This window comes from Nocardiopsis sinuspersici (assembly GCF_001998325.1).
GTDB lineage: Bacteria > Actinomycetota > Actinomycetes > Streptosporangiales > Streptosporangiaceae > Nocardiopsis > Nocardiopsis sinuspersici.
Genome location: NZ_MCOK01000001.1, coordinates 1,142,903 through 1,163,963, shown reverse-complemented (window position 1 = coordinate 1,163,963; position 21,061 = coordinate 1,142,903). Strand labels below are relative to the sequence as shown.

At 72.0% G+C, this 21,061-nt stretch carries 19 protein-coding genes, 1 tRNA gene and 2 pseudogenes; 5 read left to right on the top strand and 17 right to left on the bottom strand.

Features of this window, described 5'->3' with window-relative positions:
• Window positions 1-16: 16 nt before the first annotated feature.
• The gene (locus tag NOSIN_RS04935; RefSeq protein WP_077689597.1) at window positions 17-688 is read right to left on the bottom strand and encodes a response regulator; all 672 of its coding nucleotides are present in this window, start codon (window positions 686-688) and stop codon (window positions 17-19) included.
• 244 nt (window positions 689-932) lie between these two features.
• Window positions 933-1,006: transfer RNA gene (locus tag NOSIN_RS04930), tRNA-Pro, on the bottom strand.
• Window positions 1,007-1,198: 192 nt separating this feature from the next.
• Here NOSIN_RS04930 and NOSIN_RS04925 point away from each other — a divergent pair.
• The 5 genes and pseudogenes from NOSIN_RS04925 to NOSIN_RS04910 all read left to right on the top strand — a co-directional run bounded on the left by NOSIN_RS04925 (window position 1,199) and on the right by NOSIN_RS04910 (window position 4,969).
• Entirely contained in the window at window positions 1,199-1,795 is a 597-nt protein-coding gene (locus tag NOSIN_RS04925; protein WP_077689596.1) for a TetR/AcrR family transcriptional regulator, read from the top strand.
• 137 nt (window positions 1,796-1,932) lie between these two features.
• On the top strand, window positions 1,933-3,222 hold the full coding sequence (locus NOSIN_RS04920; RefSeq protein ID WP_227015309.1) for an MFS transporter: 1,290 nt from the start codon (window positions 1,933-1,935) through the stop codon (window positions 3,220-3,222).
• Window positions 3,219-3,329, top strand: a pseudogene (locus tag NOSIN_RS28090) (hypothetical protein); the annotation flags it as partial. The gene NOSIN_RS04920 and the pseudogene NOSIN_RS28090, both read left to right, overlap by 4 nt.
• Before the next feature lie 171 nt (window positions 3,330-3,500).
• A complete protein-coding gene (locus NOSIN_RS04915; RefSeq protein WP_077693411.1) occupies window positions 3,501-4,433 on the top strand; it encodes a helix-turn-helix domain-containing protein in 933 nt (310 codons plus the stop codon).
• Window positions 4,430-4,969 (top strand): dihydrofolate reductase family protein, encoded by a 540-nt coding sequence (locus NOSIN_RS04910; RefSeq protein WP_077689595.1) that lies wholly within the window; start codon window positions 4,430-4,432, stop codon window positions 4,967-4,969. The genes NOSIN_RS04915 and NOSIN_RS04910 overlap by 4 nt, the downstream gene beginning before the upstream one ends.
• 95 nt (window positions 4,970-5,064) lie before the next feature.
• On the opposite strand, the gene NOSIN_RS04905 is transcribed toward NOSIN_RS04910, so the two are convergent.
• The 15 genes and pseudogenes from NOSIN_RS04905 to NOSIN_RS04835 form a co-directional block, all read right to left on the bottom strand.
• On the bottom strand, window positions 5,065-5,562 hold the full coding sequence (locus NOSIN_RS04905) for a DUF523 domain-containing protein (RefSeq protein ID WP_077689594.1): 498 nt from the start codon (window positions 5,560-5,562) through the stop codon (window positions 5,065-5,067).
• A 245-nt stretch (window positions 5,563-5,807) separates the two neighbouring features.
• A pseudogene (gene der / locus NOSIN_RS04900) lies at window positions 5,808-7,253 on the bottom strand (ribosome biogenesis GTPase Der); the annotation flags it as partial.
• A gap of 193 nt (window positions 7,254-7,446) precedes the next feature.
• The gene (gene cmk / locus NOSIN_RS04895) at window positions 7,447-8,142 is read right to left on the bottom strand and encodes a (d)CMP kinase (protein ID WP_077689592.1); all 696 of its coding nucleotides are present in this window, start codon (window positions 8,140-8,142) and stop codon (window positions 7,447-7,449) included.
• A 95-nt stretch (window positions 8,143-8,237) separates the two neighbouring features.
• Window positions 8,238-9,398: a prephenate dehydrogenase gene (locus tag NOSIN_RS04890; RefSeq protein WP_077689591.1), complete on the bottom strand. Its 1,161-nt coding sequence runs from the start codon at window positions 9,396-9,398 to the stop codon at window positions 8,238-8,240.
• Between the two features lie 66 nt (window positions 9,399-9,464).
• Window positions 9,465-9,827, bottom strand: a complete 363-nt coding sequence (gene aroH / locus NOSIN_RS04885) for a chorismate mutase (protein WP_077693410.1) — start codon at window positions 9,825-9,827, stop codon at window positions 9,465-9,467.
• 93 nt (window positions 9,828-9,920) lie between these two features.
• Window positions 9,921-11,774, bottom strand: a complete 1,854-nt coding sequence (locus NOSIN_RS04880) for a pseudouridine synthase (RefSeq protein WP_077689590.1) — start codon at window positions 11,772-11,774, stop codon at window positions 9,921-9,923.
• On the bottom strand, window positions 11,761-12,408 hold the full coding sequence (scpB, locus tag NOSIN_RS04875; RefSeq protein ID WP_227015308.1) for an SMC-Scp complex subunit ScpB: 648 nt from the start codon (window positions 12,406-12,408) through the stop codon (window positions 11,761-11,763). Before scpB ends, NOSIN_RS04880 begins: the two co-directional genes overlap by 14 nt.
• The gene (locus NOSIN_RS04870) at window positions 12,405-13,286 is read right to left on the bottom strand and encodes a segregation and condensation protein A (protein ID WP_077689589.1); all 882 of its coding nucleotides are present in this window, start codon (window positions 13,284-13,286) and stop codon (window positions 12,405-12,407) included. Before NOSIN_RS04870 ends, scpB begins: the two co-directional genes overlap by 4 nt.
• A 120-nt stretch (window positions 13,287-13,406) precedes the next feature.
• Window positions 13,407-13,802: a hypothetical protein gene (locus NOSIN_RS04865; RefSeq protein ID WP_077693408.1), complete on the bottom strand. Its 396-nt coding sequence runs from the start codon at window positions 13,800-13,802 to the stop codon at window positions 13,407-13,409.
• Entirely contained in the window at window positions 13,799-14,755 is a 957-nt protein-coding gene (locus NOSIN_RS04860) for a ParA family protein (RefSeq protein WP_077689588.1), read from the bottom strand. Before NOSIN_RS04860 ends, NOSIN_RS04865 begins: the two co-directional genes overlap by 4 nt.
• 253 nt (window positions 14,756-15,008) lie before the next feature.
• Window positions 15,009-16,010 carry a site-specific tyrosine recombinase XerD gene (locus tag NOSIN_RS04855; RefSeq protein ID WP_077689587.1) on the bottom strand — a complete coding sequence of 334 codons (1,002 nt, stop codon included), beginning with the start codon at window positions 16,008-16,010 and terminating at the stop codon, window positions 15,009-15,011.
• A 2-nt stretch (window positions 16,011-16,012) separates the two neighbouring features.
• Window positions 16,013-16,675 (bottom strand): NUDIX domain-containing protein, encoded by a 663-nt coding sequence (locus tag NOSIN_RS04850; protein ID WP_077689586.1) that lies wholly within the window; start codon window positions 16,673-16,675, stop codon window positions 16,013-16,015.
• Between the two features lie 45 nt (window positions 16,676-16,720).
• Complete coding sequence (locus NOSIN_RS04845) at window positions 16,721-18,361, bottom strand: CTP synthase (protein ID WP_077689585.1); 1,641 nt, start codon at window positions 18,359-18,361, stop codon at window positions 16,721-16,723.
• A gap of 413 nt (window positions 18,362-18,774) precedes the next feature.
• The gene (locus NOSIN_RS04840; RefSeq protein WP_077689584.1) at window positions 18,775-19,698 is read right to left on the bottom strand and encodes a hydroxymethylglutaryl-CoA lyase; all 924 of its coding nucleotides are present in this window, start codon (window positions 19,696-19,698) and stop codon (window positions 18,775-18,777) included.
• A 79-nt stretch (window positions 19,699-19,777) separates the two neighbouring features.
• Window positions 19,778-20,773 carry a GNAT family N-acetyltransferase gene (locus tag NOSIN_RS04835; protein WP_077689583.1) on the bottom strand — a complete coding sequence of 332 codons (996 nt, stop codon included), beginning with the start codon at window positions 20,771-20,773 and terminating at the stop codon, window positions 19,778-19,780.
• Between the last annotated feature and the right edge of the window lie 288 nt (window positions 20,774-21,061).

Genomic DNA, 21,061 nt, shown 5'->3' with positions numbered 1-21,061 from the left:
GGCCGGGTCGGAGCCGTCAGTCGAAGCCGCGTCCGGGCGTCCGCGACTTCAGCTTGGCGGCGTAGGCGGCCACCTGGGTACGGCGCTGCATCTCCAGTTTCGACAGCACGCTGGAGACGTAGTTCTTCACGGTCTTCTCGGCCAGGAAGACGCGCTCGCCGATCTGGCGGTTGGTCAGTCCCTCGCCGATCAGCTCGAAGACGCGGCGCTCCTGGTCCGAGAGGGCGGCCAGCGGGTCCTCGTGCGCGGCGCCCTCGCGTATGCGGCGCATGATCCGGGCCGTGCTCCGCGGGTCGAGCAGGGACCCGCCCGCGGCGACGGTGCGGATGGCGCCCACCAGGTCCGAGCCGTGGATCTGCTTGAGCACGTAGCCCGAGGCCCCGGCCATCACCGCGTCGTAGAGCGCGTCGTCGTCGGCGTAGGAGGTGAGCATCAGACAGGCCAGCTCGGGCATGCGCGAGCGCACCTCGCGGCAGACCTCCACGCCGCTGCCGTCGGGGAGGCGGACGTCCAGCAGCGCCACGTCGGGCCCGACCGCCGGTATGCGCGCGATCGCCTCGGCCGCGCCGGCGGCCTCGCCCACCACCTCGATGTCGGGCTCGTCGCTGATCAGCGCACCGACGCCGCGCCGCACCACGTCGTGGTCGTCGACCAGGAACACCCGGATGGAGCCGTCGTCCTCGGCCACAGAAGGTCACCTCACTTCCACCGCGGCACCGCCGCCAGGGCACCGCGCGGGCCAGGATCCGCCGCGCCGGTGACCACACAAGTCTGCCATGTCCCGACTTTTCGGCCCCACCGCCGTCGTCGTGCGCACCTCGCGCACGAACGCGCCCGCGGGGCCGGTGGCCACGCCCGAGAACGGCTCCCGCCGGGAACGCGAAGAGGGGCCCGCCACACGGCGGACCCCTCCACGACCTGCTACTGCCCTGTCGGGACGGCGGGATTTGAACCCACGACCCCTTGACCCCCAGTCAAGTGCGCTACCAAACTGCGCTACGTCCCGTTCGCCGCGCGAACGCCGTCTCCGGCGCCGCCGACGGGAAGACTCTACCGCATTCGCGGGGCCGCCCGTACCGCGGTTCCGGCTCGCCGCCCCTCCCCGACGGGCCCGGTTCCGCGCCGCAGAAGCAGGCGTCGCCCCCGGTGCTCGGAAGAGTTTTGTTCTGATCCATCCACAAAATGATATCGTCTCCCCATGGGGAGACCACGCCAGTTCGACGAGGAGCGGGTGATCCAGAGGGCCTGTCGTGAGTTCTGGGCCAAGGGGTTCGACGGGACCTCCACGGCCGACCTGTGCCAGGCGACCGGACTGACCCGCAGTAGCCTCTACAACACCTTCCACTCCAAGGAGCACCTGTTCCGACGGGCGCTCTCGCACTACGTCAACACCATGACCGCACGCCAGGGGACGGTCCTCGACGCCTCGGGAAGCAGTGGGCTGGAGCGCATCCGGTCACTGCTCACCGTGATCGTCGACGACGAGACGGCCAACCAGGAGAGCGGCCACGGATCAGGATGCTTCACCGTCAACACCATCACCACGATCGCCTCGCGCAACCCCGACATCGCCCGGGTGGTCGAGGCTGATCTGCACAGACGTCTGTCATCGCTACGCCTGGCCATCATGGACGGCCAGCTCGACGGCTCCATCGCCGCCGACCGCGACCCCGGAGACCTGGCCTGGTATGTGACCTCCCTCGTCTACGGGATGAGGGTCGCGGCCCAGTCCGGCGCCGGACGAACTGCGCTGGAGGGCATCGCGTCGACCGGGATCGAGGCCCTCACACCCTGACCCGCTGACCACGGCCCCGACCGCGGCCGCAGGGCGTCCGCCCACACCCTGCCCCGTGTCGGCACGTCGTCCTCCGACACTCCCCATGCGCGCTCTTTTTTTGTTCTGATCTGTACAAAACCGAGAAGGAAGAGTCGATGCCAAAGTCCGTCTACCTCATGGCGCTCGGCATCTTCGCCATGGTCACCAGCGAGCTCCTCGTCGGTGGGCTCATGCCGCAGATGTCCGAGGACCTGGGGGCCACCATCCCGCAGATCGGCTACCTCATCACCGCGTTCGCGCTGGCGATGGCGCTCGGCGGCCCGCCGGCCACCCTGGCTGTGCTGCGGCTGCGTACCGACCACGCGCTCCTGGTGCTGTTCGTCGTCTTCTTCCTGGGCAACGCCCTGGCCGCGCTGTCCACGACCTACTGGCCCATGCTCATCGCCCGCGTCATCACCGGAGCCGCCTCCGGCGCGTTCTTCGGCGTCGCCCTGTCCGCCGTCGCCCAGGTCACCGAGCCGCACCTGCGCGGACGCGCCACCGGGGTGGCGTTGCAGGGCCTCATGGTCGGAACGCTGCTCGGCCTTCCCCTGTCCGCGCTCATCGGCGGTCAGTTCGGGTGGCGGGTCGCCTTCGCCGCCGTCGGCGTACTGACCGTGATCGTCGCCGTGGCCACCATGGTGGCCCTGCCCCGGCTTGAGAAGTCCGACGAGGCCGGAGAGCTCCGCACCGAGATGGCGGTGTTCCGCAGGCCCCGGCTCTGGTTCGTCATGGCCACCTCCACGCTCATCATCGGCGCCACCTTCGCGGCCTTCTCCTACTTCACGCCGATCCTCACCGAGGTCACCGGCTTCTCCCGGGACATCGTGCCGCTGCTGCTCCTCGGCTACGGCGGAGCGACGGTGATCGGCAACATCGTGGTCGGACGCCTGGCCATGTCCCACACCATCACGGTCATCGTCACCGGCCTGGGGCTCAACACGCTCTTCCTGGTCACCTTCGCCCTGTTCGCCGACCTGCCGGTCCCCGCGCTGCTGGCCATGGTGGGCATCGGCCTGGTCGGCATCACCCTGAACCCGGCGATGATCACCCGCGTCCAGAGCGCCGGGAACGCCCGAGCCCTGGTCAACACCGTGCACTCCTCGTTCATCACCATGGGTGTGGTGCTGGGCTCGTGGATCGGCGGCATGGGCATCGACGCCTTCGGCCTGCGCGCACCGCTGTGGGTCGGCGTCGGCCTGGCCCTGCTCGCGCTGCTGGCGATGGTGCCCGCGGCCCTCACCGCGCGCCGGGTCGGCCACGAGGCCACCGACACCCCGAGGGCACCCGCCCACCGCGAGCGGCCGGTGGAGCAGGACCGCGCCGCCCGTACCGCGGGCGCCTGGCCTCCTGCCGGCGCCACGAGGGCGTGGCCGGGGAGACCGTCAACGCGCCGGCGTTCATGAGGGCGTGCGGGACCCACCCGCGCCGAGGAGCACAGGACCCGGCGGTTCGACGGCTCCCGAACGAGGTGCGCGGCTTCTTCGAGGTCCACGAGGCTCCGGGCACCCACGCGGGCGGCATCCACGTGGAGCTGACCGGGGACGACGCGACCGATCGCGTGGGCGGCGACGGGATCGCCCTGCTCGCTCCGTCGGAGGGCGTCCTCCGACGGAGCGGCGGCTCTCCAGGGTGGGCAAGATCGGTCAGGCGCCCGCGCCCTCCCGGCGAACATACTGGTCGCATGACCGAGTCCACCCCGGGCCGGGACCGCCTGCGCGAGCTGCTCGACGCGGTCCTGGACGAGGAGAACACCCGCCTCACCGACATGGCGGACCACGCCTTCGCCTCGCCGTTCCACTTCACCCGCAGACTGACCCGCGACACCGGGGAGTCCCCGGTCGCGCTGCGACGCCGGGTGCTCCTGGAGCGCGCTGCCTGGCAGATCGGCCAGGGCAGCAGCGTGACCGACGCCGCCTTCGCCGCCGGATACGGGTCGGTCGAGGGGTTCATACGCGCCTTCGGACGCGCCTTCGGGCGTCCGCCCGGCTCCACCACACCGGGCAGCGGCACCTGGCTGTCCGCGCCCAACGGCATCCACTTCCACCCGCCGATCCACCTGTGGGTCCAGGAGAGAACCGAGGACCGACCCGGAATGGACCTGATCGCCCTCCAGATCCACCACGACGTGGACGACACCGCGCACCTGATCCGCCTGGCCGAGGGGCTCTCCGAGGAGGCCTACCGGCGGGTGCGGGCACCCGGGCTGACCGTCCTGGAGTGGGACGGGCCCGAGGAGTCGGTCGCCGCCGTCCTCGACCACCTCGTCCGGGCCAAGGAGGTGTGGCTCGCCTCGATCGAGGGGGCCGACCTCCCCGAACCGGGCGCGGACGACACCGGGGGCCTGCTCGAACGGCACACCCGTGTCAGCGCGCGCTGGATCGCCACGGTCGACGACATCGGACGCCGCGGCGCCTGGGGCGACCGGCTGATCGACGCCCTGTGCGACCCGCCCGAGAGCTTCGTCCTCGGCAGCGTCGTCGCACACGTACTGACCTACTCCGCGCACCGCAGGCAGCTCGTCCGCCACATGCTGCGCGCGGAGGGCCTGGAGGTGGGTCACGGCGATCCCATCGAATGGCTACAGGACCGACACCACGACGGAGGTACACAGTGAGCAGGACGGTCTACAACACCGCGACGAGCCTGGACGGCTTCATCGCCACCGAGGACCACTCCCTGGAGTGGCTCTTCTCCGCCGACGGGGACGACGCCCTGGGGGAGGTCGAGGACTTCATCCGGAACGCGGGCGCGATCCTGTGCGGCGCGAGCACCTACGAGTGGATCCTGCGCCACGAGGGTGACAAGCCCTGGCCCTACGGCACTCCCACGTGGGTACTCACCCACCGGGACCTGCCCAGGGTCGAGGGCGACGTCCGCTTCGCCGGCGCGGACACCGACCAGGAACTGCGCGACCTGCACGCGGAGATGGTCGAGACGGCCGACGGGCGCGACGTGTGGCTGGTCGGCGGTGGCGGGATCGCCGCGGACCTGGCCCGGCTCGGGCTGCTCGACGAGGTGGTCGTGTCGATCGCCCCGGCCACCCTGGGCTCGGGGGCGCCGCTGCTGGCCGGACGTGTGGACCTGAGGGTGCTGGACGTGCACCGCGCCGGGGACTTCGCCTGCGCACGGTACGAGGTCGTCCGCCGCTGACGGGGACGGGGGACGCCACGGGACGGCCGGAGCCGGGGCCCGCCGGAAGGACCGGGCGGGTCCGCCACCAGGACGCCTCGGACCCGGGGCGTCCCTCAGACGTGTTCCAGCGCGCGCAGGCGCTCGGCGGCCCGCGCGATCTCGTTCTCGGTGAACACGGCGACGCCGTGCTCCTGGAGCAGCCGCGCGGTGACCCCCTCGCCGGGCGCCTTGCGCCCGGTGAAGGACCCGTCGTAGACCTCGTGCAGTCCGCAGGACGGGCTCGACTCCTTGAGCACGGCCACGCCCACGCCGTGCGCCCGGGCGGTGGCCAGCGCCGCGCGGGCGCCGTCCACGAAGTGGCCGGTCACGTCCCGCCCGTCGGGGGTGAGGATGCGCGCACGCCCCGCGAGCACCTCGGCGGCGGTGGCGCCGGGCTCGATCTCGGCGGGCGGTCGGGGCACCGGCAGGCCGCCCGCGACCTCCGGGCAGTGCACCACGAGGCGCCCCTCCTCGCGCCAGCGGGCGACCACGTCGTCCTCGACCGTCTTGGCGCGTCCGTCGTAGCGCACCCTGCGTCCCATGAGGCAGGCGCTGACCAGCACCTTGCGCATGACTCCCCCTCTCGCCCGGTCACCACGCTACCGGGCCGCGGCACGGGCGGACCGTTCCCGGCCGCGGTGCGAGAAACCCACGGTGCACGCTCGCCCGTACCGGCTGCGGGGGCGTTGGCCGGATGCCGCAGCGGTTCGGGCGCCCCCAGGCTCCCACCGGCGATGATCTTGCTCCCAGTGGCACTGCCGGCGGCCGAGAGTGCCGCCAAGAGCAAGATCATCCGGTGCGGGTCCCGGTCAGCGCGTCAGCGGCGGCGGTGCTTGCGGTCGGGACGCACGCTGCCCCTGGAGGCGCGTCCCGGAGCACCGGCCCTCTTCTCGCGGATCCGCATGCTGATGTGCACCGGGGAGCCCTCGAAACCGAAGTCCTCCCGCAGGCGCCTCTCGATGAAGCGGCGGTAGTTGTCCTCCAGGAACCCGGTGGTGAACAGGACGAAGTGCGGCGGACGCGCACCCGCCTGCGTCGCGAACAGGATCTTGGGCTGCTTGCCGCCGCGCACCGGCGGCGGGGTCGCGGCCACCAGGTCCTTGAGCCAGTTGTTGAGCTGCCCGGTCGGGATGCGCTGGTTCCACCCGCTCAGGCTGGTCTCGATCGCCGGGACCAGCTTCTCCATGTGGCGCCCGGTCTTGGCCGAGACGTTCACACGCGGGGCCCAGGCGACCCTCGACAGTTGGCGGTCGATCTCCTTCTCCAGGTAGATCCGGCGCTCGTCGTCCAGGACGTCCCACTTGTTGAAGGCCAGGACCAGGCCGCGGCCGGCCTCCAGCACCTGCTCGACGATCCGGATGTCCTGCTCGGCGAGGGGCTCGCTGACGTCCATCAGCACCACGGCGATCTCGGCCCGCTCCAACGCGGTCCCGGTGCGCATGGTGGCGTAGTAGTCGGCTCCCTGCAGGTTGCGGAACCGGCGGCGGATACCGGCGGTGTCGATGAACTTCCAGGTCCGGCCGCCCAGTTCGACCAGTTCGTCCACCGCGTCGCGGGTCGTGCCCGCCACCGAGTCCACGACCACGCGGTCCTCGTCGGCCAGCCGGTTGAGCAGGCTGGACTTGCCCACGTTGGGGCGGCCCAGCAGCGCGATGCGGGGCGGGCCGTCCTCGCCCTCGTCGTCGTCCTCCCCGATGGGCTGCTCGGGGAACTCCGCGACGAGCGCGTCCAGCAGGTCGCCGGTGCCCCGGCCGTGCAGGGCGCTGATCGGGTAAGGCTCGCCCACGCCGAGCTGCCACAGGTCGAGCGCGTCGGCCTCCTGCTTGCTGCCGTCGACCTTGTTGGCGGCCAGCACCACGGGGCGCTTGGTCGAGCGCAGCACACGGGTGACGGCGGCGTCGGCGTCGGTCACGCCGACCGTCGCGTCCACCACGAACAGGATGACGTCGGCGGTCTGTGCGGCGTACTCGGCCTGCTGGGCGACCATGGCGGCCAGACCGCTGAGGTTGCTCTCCCAGCCGCCGGTGTCCACCAGGGTGAACTTGGTGTTCTGCCACTGGGCGTCGTAGGCGACCCGGTCACGGGTCACACCCGGCACGTCCTCCACCACGGCCTCGCGGCGGCCGATGATGCGGTTGACCAGGCTGGATTTGCCCACGTTGGGGCGGCCGACCACGGCCACCACGGGGAGGGCCGCGGGCTCGGCGGCGTCGGCGCCCTCATGGCCGACGTCAAGGTTGTCGAAGTCACTCATGTACTGCTCCCGGTTCTTCGTCCTCGCGCGCCCAGGATGCGTGCCGCGAGGATGCGTAGGATCGACCCCGCCCCGGTGTCCCGGAGGGCGCGGATCGGCGAACGGGCGCTGTCGGCGCCCGTGTACTGGCCACGGGGAAAGAACCCCCGCGGATGTTCGTGTGTTCCCCGAAAGTGGTTGTTGTCGGCCGGTGTGGCCGGTGTTACCGGTCGCGGGCCTCGTCGGCCAGCTTGGAGACCAGGGCGACGACCTCGTCCAGGGTCAGCCCGGTGGTGTCGAGCTCGGTGGCGTCGGCGGTCTGCCTGAGCGGCGAGTGCGCCCGGTTGGAGTCCAGCTCGTCGCGCCGGGCCAGGTCGGCCTGGGTGGCGGCGACGTCGCTGGTGCGGACTTCCTTGCTGCGCCGCTGGGCACGCGCCTCGGCGCTGGCGGTCAGGAACAGCTTGACCGTGGCGTCGGGGGCGACGACGGTGGTGATGTCGCGGCCCTCCACCACGATGCCCGCGCTCTCGGCCCTGGCCTTGGCGATGATCTCGCGCTGGGAGCGGACCATGCGCTCACGCGTCTCGGGCACGGCCGACACCGCGCTGACGTTGGTGGTGACGTCCCTCTCGCGGATCTCGGCGGCCACGTCGCGGCCGTCCACGGTCACCGTGGGGGCGTTCGGGTCGGTGCCCATGACGATGACGGGGCGCTCGACGAGGGAGGCCACGGCCTCGGCGTCGTTGACGTTCACGTCGTTGGACAGCATCCACCAGGTGATCGCCCGGTACATGGCCCCGGTGTCGAGGTAACGCAGGTTCCGCACCCTGGCCACACCCCGGGAGGTGCTCGACTTGCCCGACCCGGAGGGACCGTCGATCGCGATGACGATGCCCTCGGTGCTGTCCTGCGCGCTCACTGCCGTTGACTCCCGCTTGCTGCCACTGTTGCCGACGCCCAACCCTACCGGTGACCCGTGTGTGCGGCGGACCGTACGGCCCCGCGCCCGAGCGGTCACACCCCGGGGTGGACCGACCAGCCGTCGGCGGCCAGTGCCCGCGCGAGCGTGTCCACGGCGTCGGGCAGCACGTACAGCTGCGCCACACCCAGCGGCAGACCGGGGGTGTGCTCGATGCGCACGTCCTCGATGTTGACCCCGGCCTCCGCCGCGGCGGCGAACAGCCGGCCCAGCGAACCGGGCTCGTCGGGGATGACCACCGGGATCACCGTGTACTCGGGCCTGTGGACGGTGCCGTGCTTGCCGGGGATGCGGCCGTGCCCGGACCGCCCGCGCTCCAGCAGGTCGCGCACCGGCGCCAGGGTCTGCGAGGACGGGCCGTCGTGCGCCCGTCCCGCCGTCGCGCGCAGGGCGTCGGCGGCCGCCGCCAGGTCGGCGGCCATCGCCTCCAGCACCTCCGCGACCGGGGCGGCGTTGTGCGTGAGGATCTCGGACCACATGGCGGGGTCGCCGCCCGCCACCCGGGTGACGTCGCGCACGCCCTGTCCCGCCAGGGTCAGCGCCGCTCCGTCACCGGAGACCAGCCGGGCCGCCACCGCGGAGGAGGCCACGTGCGGGGCGTGCGAGACCAGCGCCACCGCGCGGTCGTGCGCCCCGGCGTCCAGCACCGTCGGGTCCGCGCCGCACAGGCGGGCGATCTCGGCGACCGCCGCGACGGCCTGCGGGTCGGCCTTGCCGGTGGGGCACAGTGCCCAGGAGCGGCCCAGGAACAGGTCGGCGCGTGCGGCGCCGGGCCCCTGCTTCTCCCGGCCGCCCATCGGGTGCCCGGGGACGAACGTGGCCATGTCGCAGCCCATCCGCTCGGCCTCGGCCAGCACACTCGCCTTCACACTGGCCACGTCCGTGTACACGTGGGCCAGGCCCCGGTCCTGCGCGCGGCGCAGGACGGAGGGGATGGCGGCGGGCGGCGCCGCGATGACCGCGACGTCCGCGGGAGCCGAGGACGGGTCGGCGGACTCCTCCAGAGGATGTCCGGCGCCCAGGTCGCAGGCCAGGCGGAGGGAGGCGCTGTCGGGGTCCGAGAGGACGACGTCGACGCCACGGGAGCGCAGGGCGAGCGCCACCGACGTTCCGATGAGGCCGGTCCCGACCACCGCCACCCGGCGCACCGCGGGCCGCTGATCCTCGATGCCCCGCCCGTCGCTGGTGTTGCCCACTGCTCTCTCCGCCTCCGACGTGTCCTGTGTTCCCAGCCTACGGTCCGGCCGGGAGCCCGTGCCGCTCTACTGAGCGATGTCCAGCCGCAGGGCCTGGGCCCCGCGCAGGTAGACGTGCTGCAGGTCCGAGCGCGGCCGGTCCGTCTCCACGTGCGCCATGAGCCGGACCACACGCGGCAGGGCGTGCGGAACGGCGATCTCGGTCGCGCACATCAGCGGGACGTCGGTGAAGCCGAGCTTGCGCGCGGCCAGCGCGGGAAACTCGCTCTTCAGGTCGGGGGTGGCGGTGAACAGCACGCTGATCACGTCGTCGGTCTCCAGCGCGTTGCGCCGCATCACCTCCGAGACCAGTTCGGCCGTGGCCTCCAGCACCTGATCCCGTTCGTCCGCGTCGATCTGCACCGCACCGCGGATGGCCCGTACCGCCACGTTCGATCCCGCCTTGTCCTCGTTCGCCGTACCGTCCCCGCACAAGGGGACGGCGGCCGCCACCCGGAGGGGGACGGCCGCCGTCAACTGTATCTACAGGCCCGCCGCCTCGTAGAGTTCGCTCACCTCACGGGAGGTCAGCGCCCGCATCGTGCCCAGCTTGAGGGTGTTGAGGTCGATCGGGCCGACCTGTGTACGGGCGAGGTCGGCGACCGGGTGGCCGACGGCCTCCATCAGGCGGCGCACGATGTGCTTGCGCCCCTCGTGCAGCCGGATCTCGACGAGCGCCTTGGGCGGCTCGTTCTCGACCACGCGGAAGGAGTCGACCTCGACCGGGCCGTCCTCCAGCTCGACGCCCTTCTGGACCTCGCGCACGACCCGGTGCGGAACCGGGCCGGGCACCTTGGCGATGTAGGTCTTGACGACCTTGTACCGCGGGTGGGTGAGCCGGTTGGCCAGCTCGCCGTCGTTGGTCAGCAGGATGAGGCCCTCGGTCTCGGTGTCCAGCCGGCCCACGTGGAAGATCCGCTCCGTGGTCTGGCCGGTGTAGTCGGCCAGGGTGGGACGGCCCTCGGGGTCCCACATGGTGCTGACGACGCCGCGCGGCTTGTTGAGGGCGAAGTACAGCTTGTCCGGGGCGGTGACCACGCGCATGTCGTCGACGCGGATCTCGGAGGTCTCCGGGTTGACCCGGGCGCCGAAGCGGCGCACGACCTGGCCGTCCACACTGACGCGTCCGGCCGCGATCATCTCCTCGCTGGCGCGGCGGCTGGCGACACCGGCCGCCGCGAGCGCCTTCTGGAGGCGGATCCCGTCCTTGACGTCGGTGTAGGTGTCGCGGTCCTCGTCGGGGACGCGGTCCTCGTCGTTGGGGTCGTAGTCGGCGCGCAGTGCCTTGAGCCGCTCGCGGGCGGCCTTGGAGAGCTGGCCCTCCTTCTTGGGACCGCTCGCCGGTGCGCCGCTCTGGGGCGCGGGACGGTTGCCGCGCTCGCCCCCGAGGGCACGGCGCTTGTCGCGGTCGCTGAGCTTCTCGCGGTTGCTGCGCTTGTCCCGACCGCCGCGGGAGTCACCGCGGTCGCGGTCGTCGCGTCCGACACCCGGGCCACGCCCGCTCCGCTCGTAACGGCCGCCACCACGCTGGTCGTCACGACCACGGCCGGTGGAGCGATCACCCGCACCACGGGAGTCACGGCCGTCACGGTCGCCATAGGAACGGCGGTCGTCGCGCCCGCCCCCGGAGGAGCGGCGGTCGTCCCGTCCACGGTCATCACGGCCACGGTCGTCGCGGCCGCCCCGGTAACCACCGCGGTCGCCGCCGAAGGAGCGGCCCTCGCCGCGCTGGCCGTCCCGGCCACCGCGGTTGTCGCGGTCACCGTGGGAACGGCGGTCGTCGCGGTCACGGAAGTCGCGCCCGCCACGGTCGTCCCGGTCCCCCCGGAACCCGCCGCGGTCGCGGTCGTCGCGTCCGACACCCGGGCCACGTCCGCCCCGCTCGTAACGGCCGCCACCACGCTGGTCGTCACGACCACGGCCGGTGGAGCGATCACCCGCACCACGGGAGTCACGGCTGTCACGGTCGCCATAGGAACGGCGGTCGTCGCGGTCACGGAAGTCACGTCCGCCGCGGCTGTCACGGTCGCCGCCACGGAAGTCGCGTCCGCCGCGGTCGCCGCGCTGGTCCCGATCACTCCGGAACCCGCCGCGGTCGCGGTCGTCGCGACCGCCCTGGAAGCCGCCGCGGTCGCGGTCGTCGCGGCCACCGCCCTCGGAGCGGCGGTCGTCACGGCCCTTCCGGCCGTGGTCGTCCCGGTAACCGCCGCGGGGACGGTCGTCCCTGCGGTCCCGGTCCTCACGGCGGCCCTGGCCGCCGCGCTTGTCGTAGTCGCCGCGCTCACCGCGCGGGGCATTGTCCCGCGCACCGCGGGATCTTTCGTTAGGTGTGCTCACCGGTGTCGTCTAGACCTTCGATGTCGTCGGGGAGGAACGGCGCCAGATCAGGCAGCTCGTCGAGGCCTCGCAGGCCCAACCGTTCCAGGAAATAGGAGGTGGTCCGATACAGCAGCGCACCGGACTCGGAGTCGTGCCCGGCCTCTTCGATCAGCCCCCTCAGTACGAGGGTACGCATAACCCCGTCGCAGTTGACACCGCGTACGGCGGAGACCCTGCCCCGCGAGACCGGCTGGCGGTAGGCCACCACCGCCATCGTCTCCAGCGCGGCCTGGGTGAGCCGCACCTCCTGCCCCTCCCGGAGGAAGTGCTCGACGACGTCGGCGCACTCGGGACGCGTGTACACGCGCCATCCGTCGGCCACCGCCCGAAGGTCGAAACCCCTGCCCTGCTCGGTGTATTCCCGGGACAGGGACTCCAGGGTCCGTGAGACCACGGTGACGGGCACGTCCAGGGCCCGGGCCAGGTCGTACTCCGACACCGGCTGGTCCACCACCATCAGCACCGCCTCCAGGTCGCGGCGCAGGGCGGGCGGGGCCTGGGCACCGTCGACCGTGCTCCCGGCGGCCGCCTCCCCGACCACCACGTCCCCGGTGCTTCCGGCGCTTGCGGCCGTCATGTCCTCGGCGGTCATCCTCGCTCCTCCGTCTCCCCTGGTCCGTCCGCGCTCCCGGCGCCGACGGCCCCGGCACCGTCGGAGCCGTCGTACTCGCTGCGCACCTCGACCTCGGCCTCACCACCGGTCCAGGTGACGAGCAGCTCACCCAGCGGCTCGGGCTGGTCGAAGTCCACGCTGGAGGCCCGGTACAGCTCCAGCAGCGCCAGGAAGCGGGCGACGACCTCGAAGGTACCGGTGCAGGCCGCGGTGAGCTCGGCGAAGGTCAGCCGCCCGTGCTCGCGCAGCTCCGCGACCATCAGCTCGCCCTGCTCCCTGACCGAGGTCTTGGTCTGGTGGATGTGGGTGACCGGCACGCTGGGCGGTTCCTTGGGTGTGAACACCATCCCGGCCAGCGCCGCGAACTCCTGGGGACCCAGCTTGAACAGCACCTCCGGCCTGAGGGCGGCGAAGCGCTCCTCCAGCGGGACGGCACGTGCGTAGCGGCGCCCCTGCGAGGCCAGCCGCCCGCGCATGAACGAGGCGACCTCCTTGTAGGCCCGGTACTGCAGCAGCCGGGCGAACAGCAGGTCGCGGGCCTCCAGCAGGGCCAGGTCCGCCTCGTCCTCGACGTCGCCGCGCGGCAGCAGCCGGGCCGCCTTCAGGTCCAGCAGGGTCGCCGCGACCAGCAGGAAGTTGCTGGCCTGGTCCAGGTCCCACTCCTCGCCGTACGCACGGATGTGGGCGATGAACTCGTCGGTGACCCTCGACAGGGACACCTCGGTGATGTCCAGCTTGTGCTTGGAGATCAGCGCCAGGAGCAGGTCGAAGGGCCCCTCGAAGTTGTCGAGGTGCACCTGGAAGGCGTTCTCGTCCACCTCGGCCTCGGCGTCCACCCGGGTCCCCTCAACCACCATGGCACCGACCCCACGTCGTCTCACTCATGCAACAAGGGTGTCACCGGCGTGAACCCGCCGGTGACACCCGCGACCCTTCCGTCGCCGAACCGGTACCCCCTCCGGTACCGGTGCGCGAGCTCAGTCCTCGCTCAGCCTGCGTACCAGCATGCTGGAGGATCCGTGCTCCTCGAAGTCGGCCAGCAGCACCGCGACCGCCTCCCGGACGAGTCGGCCCCTGTCGGCCGCCAGTCCGTGCTCGGCCCGCAGCGACAACCGGGTCTGCTCCAGTGCCAGTAGTTCGGGCGCGGAGACGTAGACGGTGATCTTCTCGTCGTGGCGCTGGCGCCCGCTGGGTTTGGGCGCTCCCCGCACCCTCGTGGCGGACCGGCCCTTGGACCTGCCGTTGGGGCGCGCCGACGTCTCGGTCTTCCTGCTCTGCTGCTCCGGTGCCGTGTACTGGCGTTCGGTCTCTTCCGGCGCCTCCTCGGCGCCGTTGGAGCGGAAGAACATCTCGTCCGCTCCGGGTAGGGTCACGCGCCGTGACCGCTGAGAGGCCACCTCGCCAGCACCTCCTTGGCCAGATCCCGATAGGCGTTGGCCCCGGCCGAGGACGAGTCGAACCTGGTGATGGGTTCGCCCGCCACGGTGGCGTCCGGGAAACGCACGGTACGGTTGATGACCGTGCCGTAGACCTTGTCACCGAACCCGTCGATGATCGTGGACAGCACCTCACGCGCATGGAGCGTGCGCGGGTCGTACATGGTGCCCAGGAAGCCGTCGATGACCAGGTCCTCGTTGAGCCGCTCCTGGACCTTCTGGATGGTGTCCATGAGCAGGGCCACACCGCGCAGCGCGAAGAACTCGCACTCCAGCGGCACGATGACGCCGTCGGCCGCGGTGAGCGCGTTGACGGTGAGCAGGCCCAGCGAGGGCTGGCAGTCGATCAGCACGACGTCGTAGTCGTCGATGATCGGGCGCAGCGCCCGGCCGAGCATCTGTTCGCGCGCGACCTCTCCGACCAGCTGCACCTCGGCCGCGGACAGGTCGATGTTGCTCGGGATCAGGTCCAGGCCGTCGATGTCGGTCTTGAGCAGGACGTCCTCGACCGCCACGTCCCGCTGCATGAGCAGGTTGTAGACGGTCAGGTCCAGCTCGCGCGGATCGAGGCGGCCCAGGCCGACGGAGAGCGCGCCCTGCGGGTCGAAGTCGACCAGCAGCACCCGTCTTCCGTACTCGGCGATGGCGGCACCGAGGTTGATCGTCGTGGTGGTCTTGCCGACCCCACCCTTCTGATTACAGAGTGCTACAATCCGTGCCGGGCCGTGTTCGTCGACGGGCTCGGGCTCCGGATACGTTCGCTCGGGTCTTGTGGTGTGCAGATCAGCCCCCGTGTTGCGTGTCGTCCCCCATGGATTGGTCACCGGGTCGACGATTGCCTCCTCGCCGACGGGTGCGGTGCTCGCAGCCTCGTCGTTCTCCCAGTTCACAACCCTTGACCTCCCCTACGGACTGGCCACGGCTCCGAGGGACACCGTGCTCCTGGGCCTGGCCGCCGTCGGAAACTCAATATGTCGACAGCAACGTACCTCTGTGCGGCGACTCTAGAACGCCGACACGACGCACTTCAACGAAACGTACGGGTAGAATCCCACGCCTTCGCCCCAGGAGGAAATCGAAAGGTCCCGAACCGGGCCGCTTCGCCCCGCCCCGCGGTGGGGGATCCCCGCGTCCGCGGCCGTCTCAGCGCCGTGCCCTGGGATGACTCGACGCGTACACCTCGCGCAGGTGTTCGACTGTAACGAGTGTGTAGACCTGGGTGGTGGTGACCGAACTGTGCCCTAGGAGCTCCTGCACGACTCGGATGTCCGCCCCGCCGTCGAGGAGGTGGGTGGCGAAGGAGTGGCGCAGCGTGTGCGGCGACACCCCCTCGACTCCGGCGCGTTCGGCGACGGCCGTCAGGACGCCCCAGCCCCCCTGGCGGGTGAGCCTGCCGCCGCGGGCGTTGAGGAACAGCGCCGGACCGCCGCGGCCGGAGGCGGCCAGGCTCGGCCGGGTCCTTACCAGGTAGCCCGAGAGCGCCCGGCGGGCGTAGGAGCCCAGCGGGACCACCCGCTCCCTGCCGCCCTTGCCCCGGAAGCGCACCAGGCCCACCGATTCGCCGTCCTCCACGGCGTCGGCGACGTCGTCCACGTCCAGCCCCACCGCCTCGGAGATGCGCGCGCCCGTGCCGTAGAGCACCTCCAGCAGGGCGCGGTCGCGCAGGGCCAGCAGCGCGGCGCGGTCGCCGGAGGCCGGGGCGCCGGCCGGTCCGGCGGCGTCCAGGAGGCGCTCCACCGAGTCCAGCGACACCGCCTTGGGCAGCCGCATCGGCGGGGCCGGCGGGGAGACGTCGGTGGCCGGGTCGGTCCGCGACCACCCCTCGCGCGCCGCGAAGCGGTGCAGGCCGCGCACAGCGGCCAGGGCGCGCCCGGCCGAGGCGGCGCCGAGCGGCGGGTGGTCCTCGTCCCCCTCTCGCAGTACCCGCAGGAAGTCGCCCACGTCGCCCGGTCCCACCGCGTCGGGGGAGGTGACTCCCCGCGCCGCCAGGTGGGCGCGGTAGCGGCGCAGGTCGCGCCGGTAGGCCATGAGGGTGTTGGCGGCCAGGGCGCGCTCGGCGCTGAGGTGGTCCAGGAAGGCGGAGCACACCCTCGCCAGCGGCCCCGGCTCCTCCTGCGGTCCGGCGGGGTCCGGTCGCTCGGACACGGTCAGTCCGCGCCGGGCTCGCGCAGCGACGCAAAGCCGTCCGCGGCGGCGGCGTGGGCCGCCAGGATGCCGATCTGGGTCGCGCCGTTGTGCAGCCGGCCCGTCATGACCAGGCCGACCGCCTCCTCCAGGGACACCCACTCGGCGACCAGGCCGACCTCCTCGTGCTCGCGTTCGAAGTCGACCTCCTCGTCGGGCACCACCGACAGGTCACGGGCCAGGAACACGTGGATGCGCTCGTTGGAGAATCCCGGACTGGGGAAGAAGTCGGCCAGTTCGTGCCAGCGCCCGGCGCGCAGGCCCGCCTCCTCGACCAGCTCGCGCTGGGCGGTGGGCAGCGGCCCCTCGCCCTCCACGTCGATCAGCCCCGCGGGCAGCTCCCAGAGGGTGTGCCGGGTGGCGTGGCGGTACTGGCGCTGCAGGAGCACCCTGCCGTCACCGTCCAGGGCCAGGGCCGCCGCGGCGCCGGGGTGGTCCATGTAGTCGCGGGAGGCCACGGTCGTGCCCTCGCCGCCCGCCCCGGGCATGCGCACCCAGTCCGTACGAACTCCGCACTTGACGCCGCGGAAGCGTTCCTCGGACCGTTCCACCGGCCACGACTCGGGGGCGTCCGCGAGCTTCGCGTCCGCCCCCGTGGTCTGGTCCGGATGGGCGTCACTGGGCATGGATCCCGCCTCTCAGGACTCGTGCCCCGCCCGGCCCGGCCTCCGTCAGGAGTTGTGGTACTCCAGGGCCGCCGAGACCAGTCCGCGGAAGAGCGGGTTGGCCTTGGTCGGACGGGATCGCAGCTCCGGGTGCGCCTGTGTCGCGACGAAGAACGGGTGGGCGTCCCGGGGCAGTTCGATGTACTCCACCAGCTTGCCATCAGGGGAGAGCCCGGAGAACACCAGGCCCGCCTCCTCCAACTGGGAACGGTAGGCGTTGTTGACCTCGAAGCGGTGGCGGTGGCGCTCGGAGGCCTCGCCCCGCCCGCCGTAGAGCTCGCGCACCACGGTGCCCTCGCCCAGCTCGGCCGGGTACATGCCCAGGCGCATGGTGCCGCCCATGTCGCGCTCACCGGCGACGACGTCGGTCTGGTCGGCCATGGTGGCGATGACCGGGTTCTGGGCCTTGTCGTCGAACTCGGTGCTGTTGGCGCCCTCCAGGCCGAGCACGTCGCGGGCGTACTCGATGACCATGGCCTGAAGCCCCAGGCAGATGCCCAGCAGCGGAATCCGGTGCTCGCGGGCGTAGCGGATGGCGCCGAGCTTGCCCTCGATACCGCGCACACCGAAGCCGCCGGGGACGAGGACGCCGTCCGCGCCGTCCAGCTCGGCCGCTGCGCCCGAGGGGCTGGCGCAGTTGTCGCTGGCCACCCAGCGGATGTTCACGCGGGTGTCGGTGGCGAAGCCGCCCGCGCGCAGCGCCTCGCTGACCGACAGGTAGGCGTCGGGCAGGTCGATGTACTTGCCGACCAGGGCGATGGTGACCTCGTGGTCGGGCTGGTGCACTCGGCGCAGCAGCTCGTCCCACTCGGTCCAGTCCACGTCGCGGAAGGGCATGCCGAGGCGGCGGACGACGTAGGCGTCCAGGCCCTCGCGGTGCAGGACCTTGGGGATGTCGTAGATGGAGGGGGCGTCGGGGGTGGAGACCACACCGGCCTCGTCCACGTCGCACATGAGGCTGATCTTGGACTTCAGGCTCTGCGTGATGGGGCGGTCCGAGCGGCACACGATCGCGTCGGGCTGGATACCGATGCTGCGCAGGGCGGCCACGGAGTGCTGGGTGGGCTTGGTCTTCATCTCCCCGGCCGGGCCGAGGAACGGGATGAGGGACACGTGCAGGAAGAAGCAGTTGTCCCGGCCGATCTCGTGGCGGATCTGGCGGACCGCCTCCAGGAAGGGCTGCGACTCGATGTCGCCGACCGTGCCGCCGATCTCGGTGATGACGATGTCGACGTCGGGGGCGTCCATCGCGTAGATGCGCGCCTTGATCTCGTTGGTGATGTGCGGAATGACCTGCACGGTGTCACCGAGGTAGGCGCCCTGGCGCTCCTTGGCGATGACGCTGGAGTAGATCTGGCCGGTGGTGACGTTGGCCGTCGCGGACAGCTCGGTGTCCAGGAAGCGCTCGTAGTGGCCCACGTCCAGGTCGGTCTCGGCGCCGTCGTCGGTGACGAACACCTCGCCGTGCTGGAAGGGGTTCATCGTCCCCGGGTCGACGTTGAGGTAGGGGTCGAGCTTTTGCATGGTGACCCGCAGGCCGCGCGACTTGAGAAGTCGTCCCAGGCTGGAGGCCGTCAGGCCCTTGCCAAGACTGGAGGCGACGCCGCCAGTAACGAAAAGGTGCTTGGTACTCGCGGCGGATGCCAAAGTGATGCTCCCGTGGGTTGAGTGGCTACGGCTGGCTCGGGGCGAACTGAGCGGCCGTGCGGCGGTCCGGTTGCGGGCGGTTGCTCATCGCTCCGGCCGCCGGACTCCACGGGGCACCAGGATAACAGGCCCCCCGTACATACACACCGAGAACACCTCCGTGTACCTCGCTGTTCCCCTCCCCCAGCCGTCACGGCCGGGCCGCGGGGCCTGTGGCGGCACCGTGGCCGGAAGGCCCGTGCCCGACCCGTTCCCGGCCGCGCGGGGCGCCTTCTCCGACGGGCGCGGAACGCCTTCGCGGCGGGTGCGGCGCCGGGGCCCGGTCCGGGGAGGGGCGGTCCCGGGCGACGAACGCCACACGGCCGTGTCCGGACCGGGCGCCCGCGGACCGCCGGTACCCGGGCGACGGTGTGTCAGGCGGGGAAGGCGCCCGCGCGTCCCAGGTAGGCGGGCGGCTGCTTGTCCAGGCGCTCTCCCATCCACTCGCCCAGGGCGGCGGCCTCCGACAGGCTCACACCCGTGTGCAGGCCGCTGCGGTGCAGCATGTACAGCAGGTCCTCGGTGGCGATGTTGCCGGTCGCTGCGGGTGCGAACGGACAGCCGCCGAAGCCGCCCAGGCTGGAGTCGAGCACCCGCACTCCCCCGTCCACGGCCGCCAGCGCGTTCGCGTAACCGGTGTTGCGGGTGTTGTGGAAGTGACAGCGCAGCCCGCGGCCGTCGGCGACCTTCCCGACCCTGGCCAGGAGGTCGCCCACCTGCCGGGGCACACCCACGCCGATGGTGTCGGCCAGGGCGATCTCCACGGCACCGGTGTCGGCGATACGGCGGACCACCTCGACGACCTGCTCGGGCGGTACCTCACCGTCGAAGGGGCAGCCGAACGCGGTGGAGACGGTGACGCTCAGCGGGATGCCCGTACCGGCGAGGGCGGCGTCGATGTCGGCGAGGACGCCGAGCATCTCCTCGACGGTGCACCCCTGGTTGCGGACGCAGAACCCGTCGGTGGCGGGCACCGCCACGTTGACCTCGGAGACCCCGGCCGCCACCGCGCGGTCCAGGCCGCGCCGGTTGAGCACCAGGCCGATGTGGGAGACCCCCGGCGCGCGCGTGACACCCGCCATGACCTCCTCGGCCCCGGCCATCTGCGGCACCCGCTTGGGGTTGACGAAGCTGACCGCCTCGATCCTGCGCGCACCGGCGGCCGCGGCGCGGTCGATCAGTTCGACGCGGTCGTCGACCGAGAGCGTCCTGTCCTCGTTCTGGAGGCCGTCGCGCGGCCCCACCTCGACGATCTCCACGTGTTCCGCGCCCTGGGGCCCACGGTCGTTCGCGGTCATCCTGCCTCACCCTCCACGCACCGTCGCGCTTTCGCGCACAGGTTAGTGGACCTTCCCGCGCGGGGTCCGCACCGGGTCGTCAGCGCAGGGCCAGGGCGGGGCGGACCTCCCAGGTCGTCCACACCGGGCGGTAGCCCATGCGGTGCCAGAACGGGCCCGACAGCGGGTTCATCGCGGCGTAGTTGAGCACCGAGACGCCCACGCCGTGGCTGTCCAGGGCCTGGTGCGCCTGGCCCACCAGTGCGGTGCCGATCCCGTTGCCGCGCTCCTGCGCGACCACCACGCCGTAGCCGATGTGCGCGATCGGGCGGGCGTTGACCAGGGACTTGGCCCACCGGGACCGCTCGGGCGGGGACACCCACAGCAGCCCCACGGCGCGACCGCGCCGCTCGGCCAGCCAGATCCAGGAGCGGGAGCGGTTGAGCGCCCGCGCGGCGACCTTGCGGGTCTGCTCGGCGGTGTCCTCCTGCAGGAACACCCCGCCGAAGTGCTGCTCGTAGCGGTGCTCCTCCATCAGGAGCCCGACCACCTGGGTCAGGTCGCTGCGGTCGGCCAGCCTGATGGTCACGTCGCGCGGCGGCAGCGACGGAGGCACTCCGCGGCGGCGCTGGCGGGCGGCCAGCACCGTGTAGGGCTGTAGGCCGTGGCGCTGTAGCGGGATGATGCCGCACACGTCGCGGGCGGGCCAGCTCACCAGGGCCGCCGACTCCGAGCCCGTGCCGGTCGGCAGGTCCTCCAACTGGTCGCGCCAGCTGGTCAGGAGGGAGTCCAGGGCGCGGCTGGGATCGGGACCGCCGACGATGGGGGTCAGCCAGTGCTGGTCCGGCACGCCCCAGATCCGGCCGACCTCGCCGGGCTGGTACCACGTGTAGTGCATGGTGCCGGCGGCGACGGCGCGACCGTCCTCGTCGCTGACGGTCAGGAGGGGGTAGGAGCCCGGAGCGAAGTTGACGGGCTCGGGCAGCAGGGGATCCGTGTCGGCCCAGCGCTGGGCGGCCGACCGCACCAACGGGTCCAGGCCGACATCGCCCCCGGGCGACTCATCATGTCGCACCCGCGCGACATAACCGCTCATCCACCCCTCCCCTAGCGGGTCCTCACGTCGAACACGCCGTCCCTGACCGGTGACCGGAAGGGCGCGTGCGACGCCGCTGACCGTCGTGCCGCCCCGACGGAACCGGTTGTACCGCGGGCGGGACGAATCGACCGTACCGCCTCGGAACCGGCCGAGAGGACGAAATCTCCGATTGCAACCGAGAATTCACTCCGCGTCGCCGTGCCCACCCGACCTCGGTGTCCGCGCGCCCCTGCGCGGGCCGGGCGGACTCGCACCACGGTAACGGATCGAAGGTCACTCCGGGAT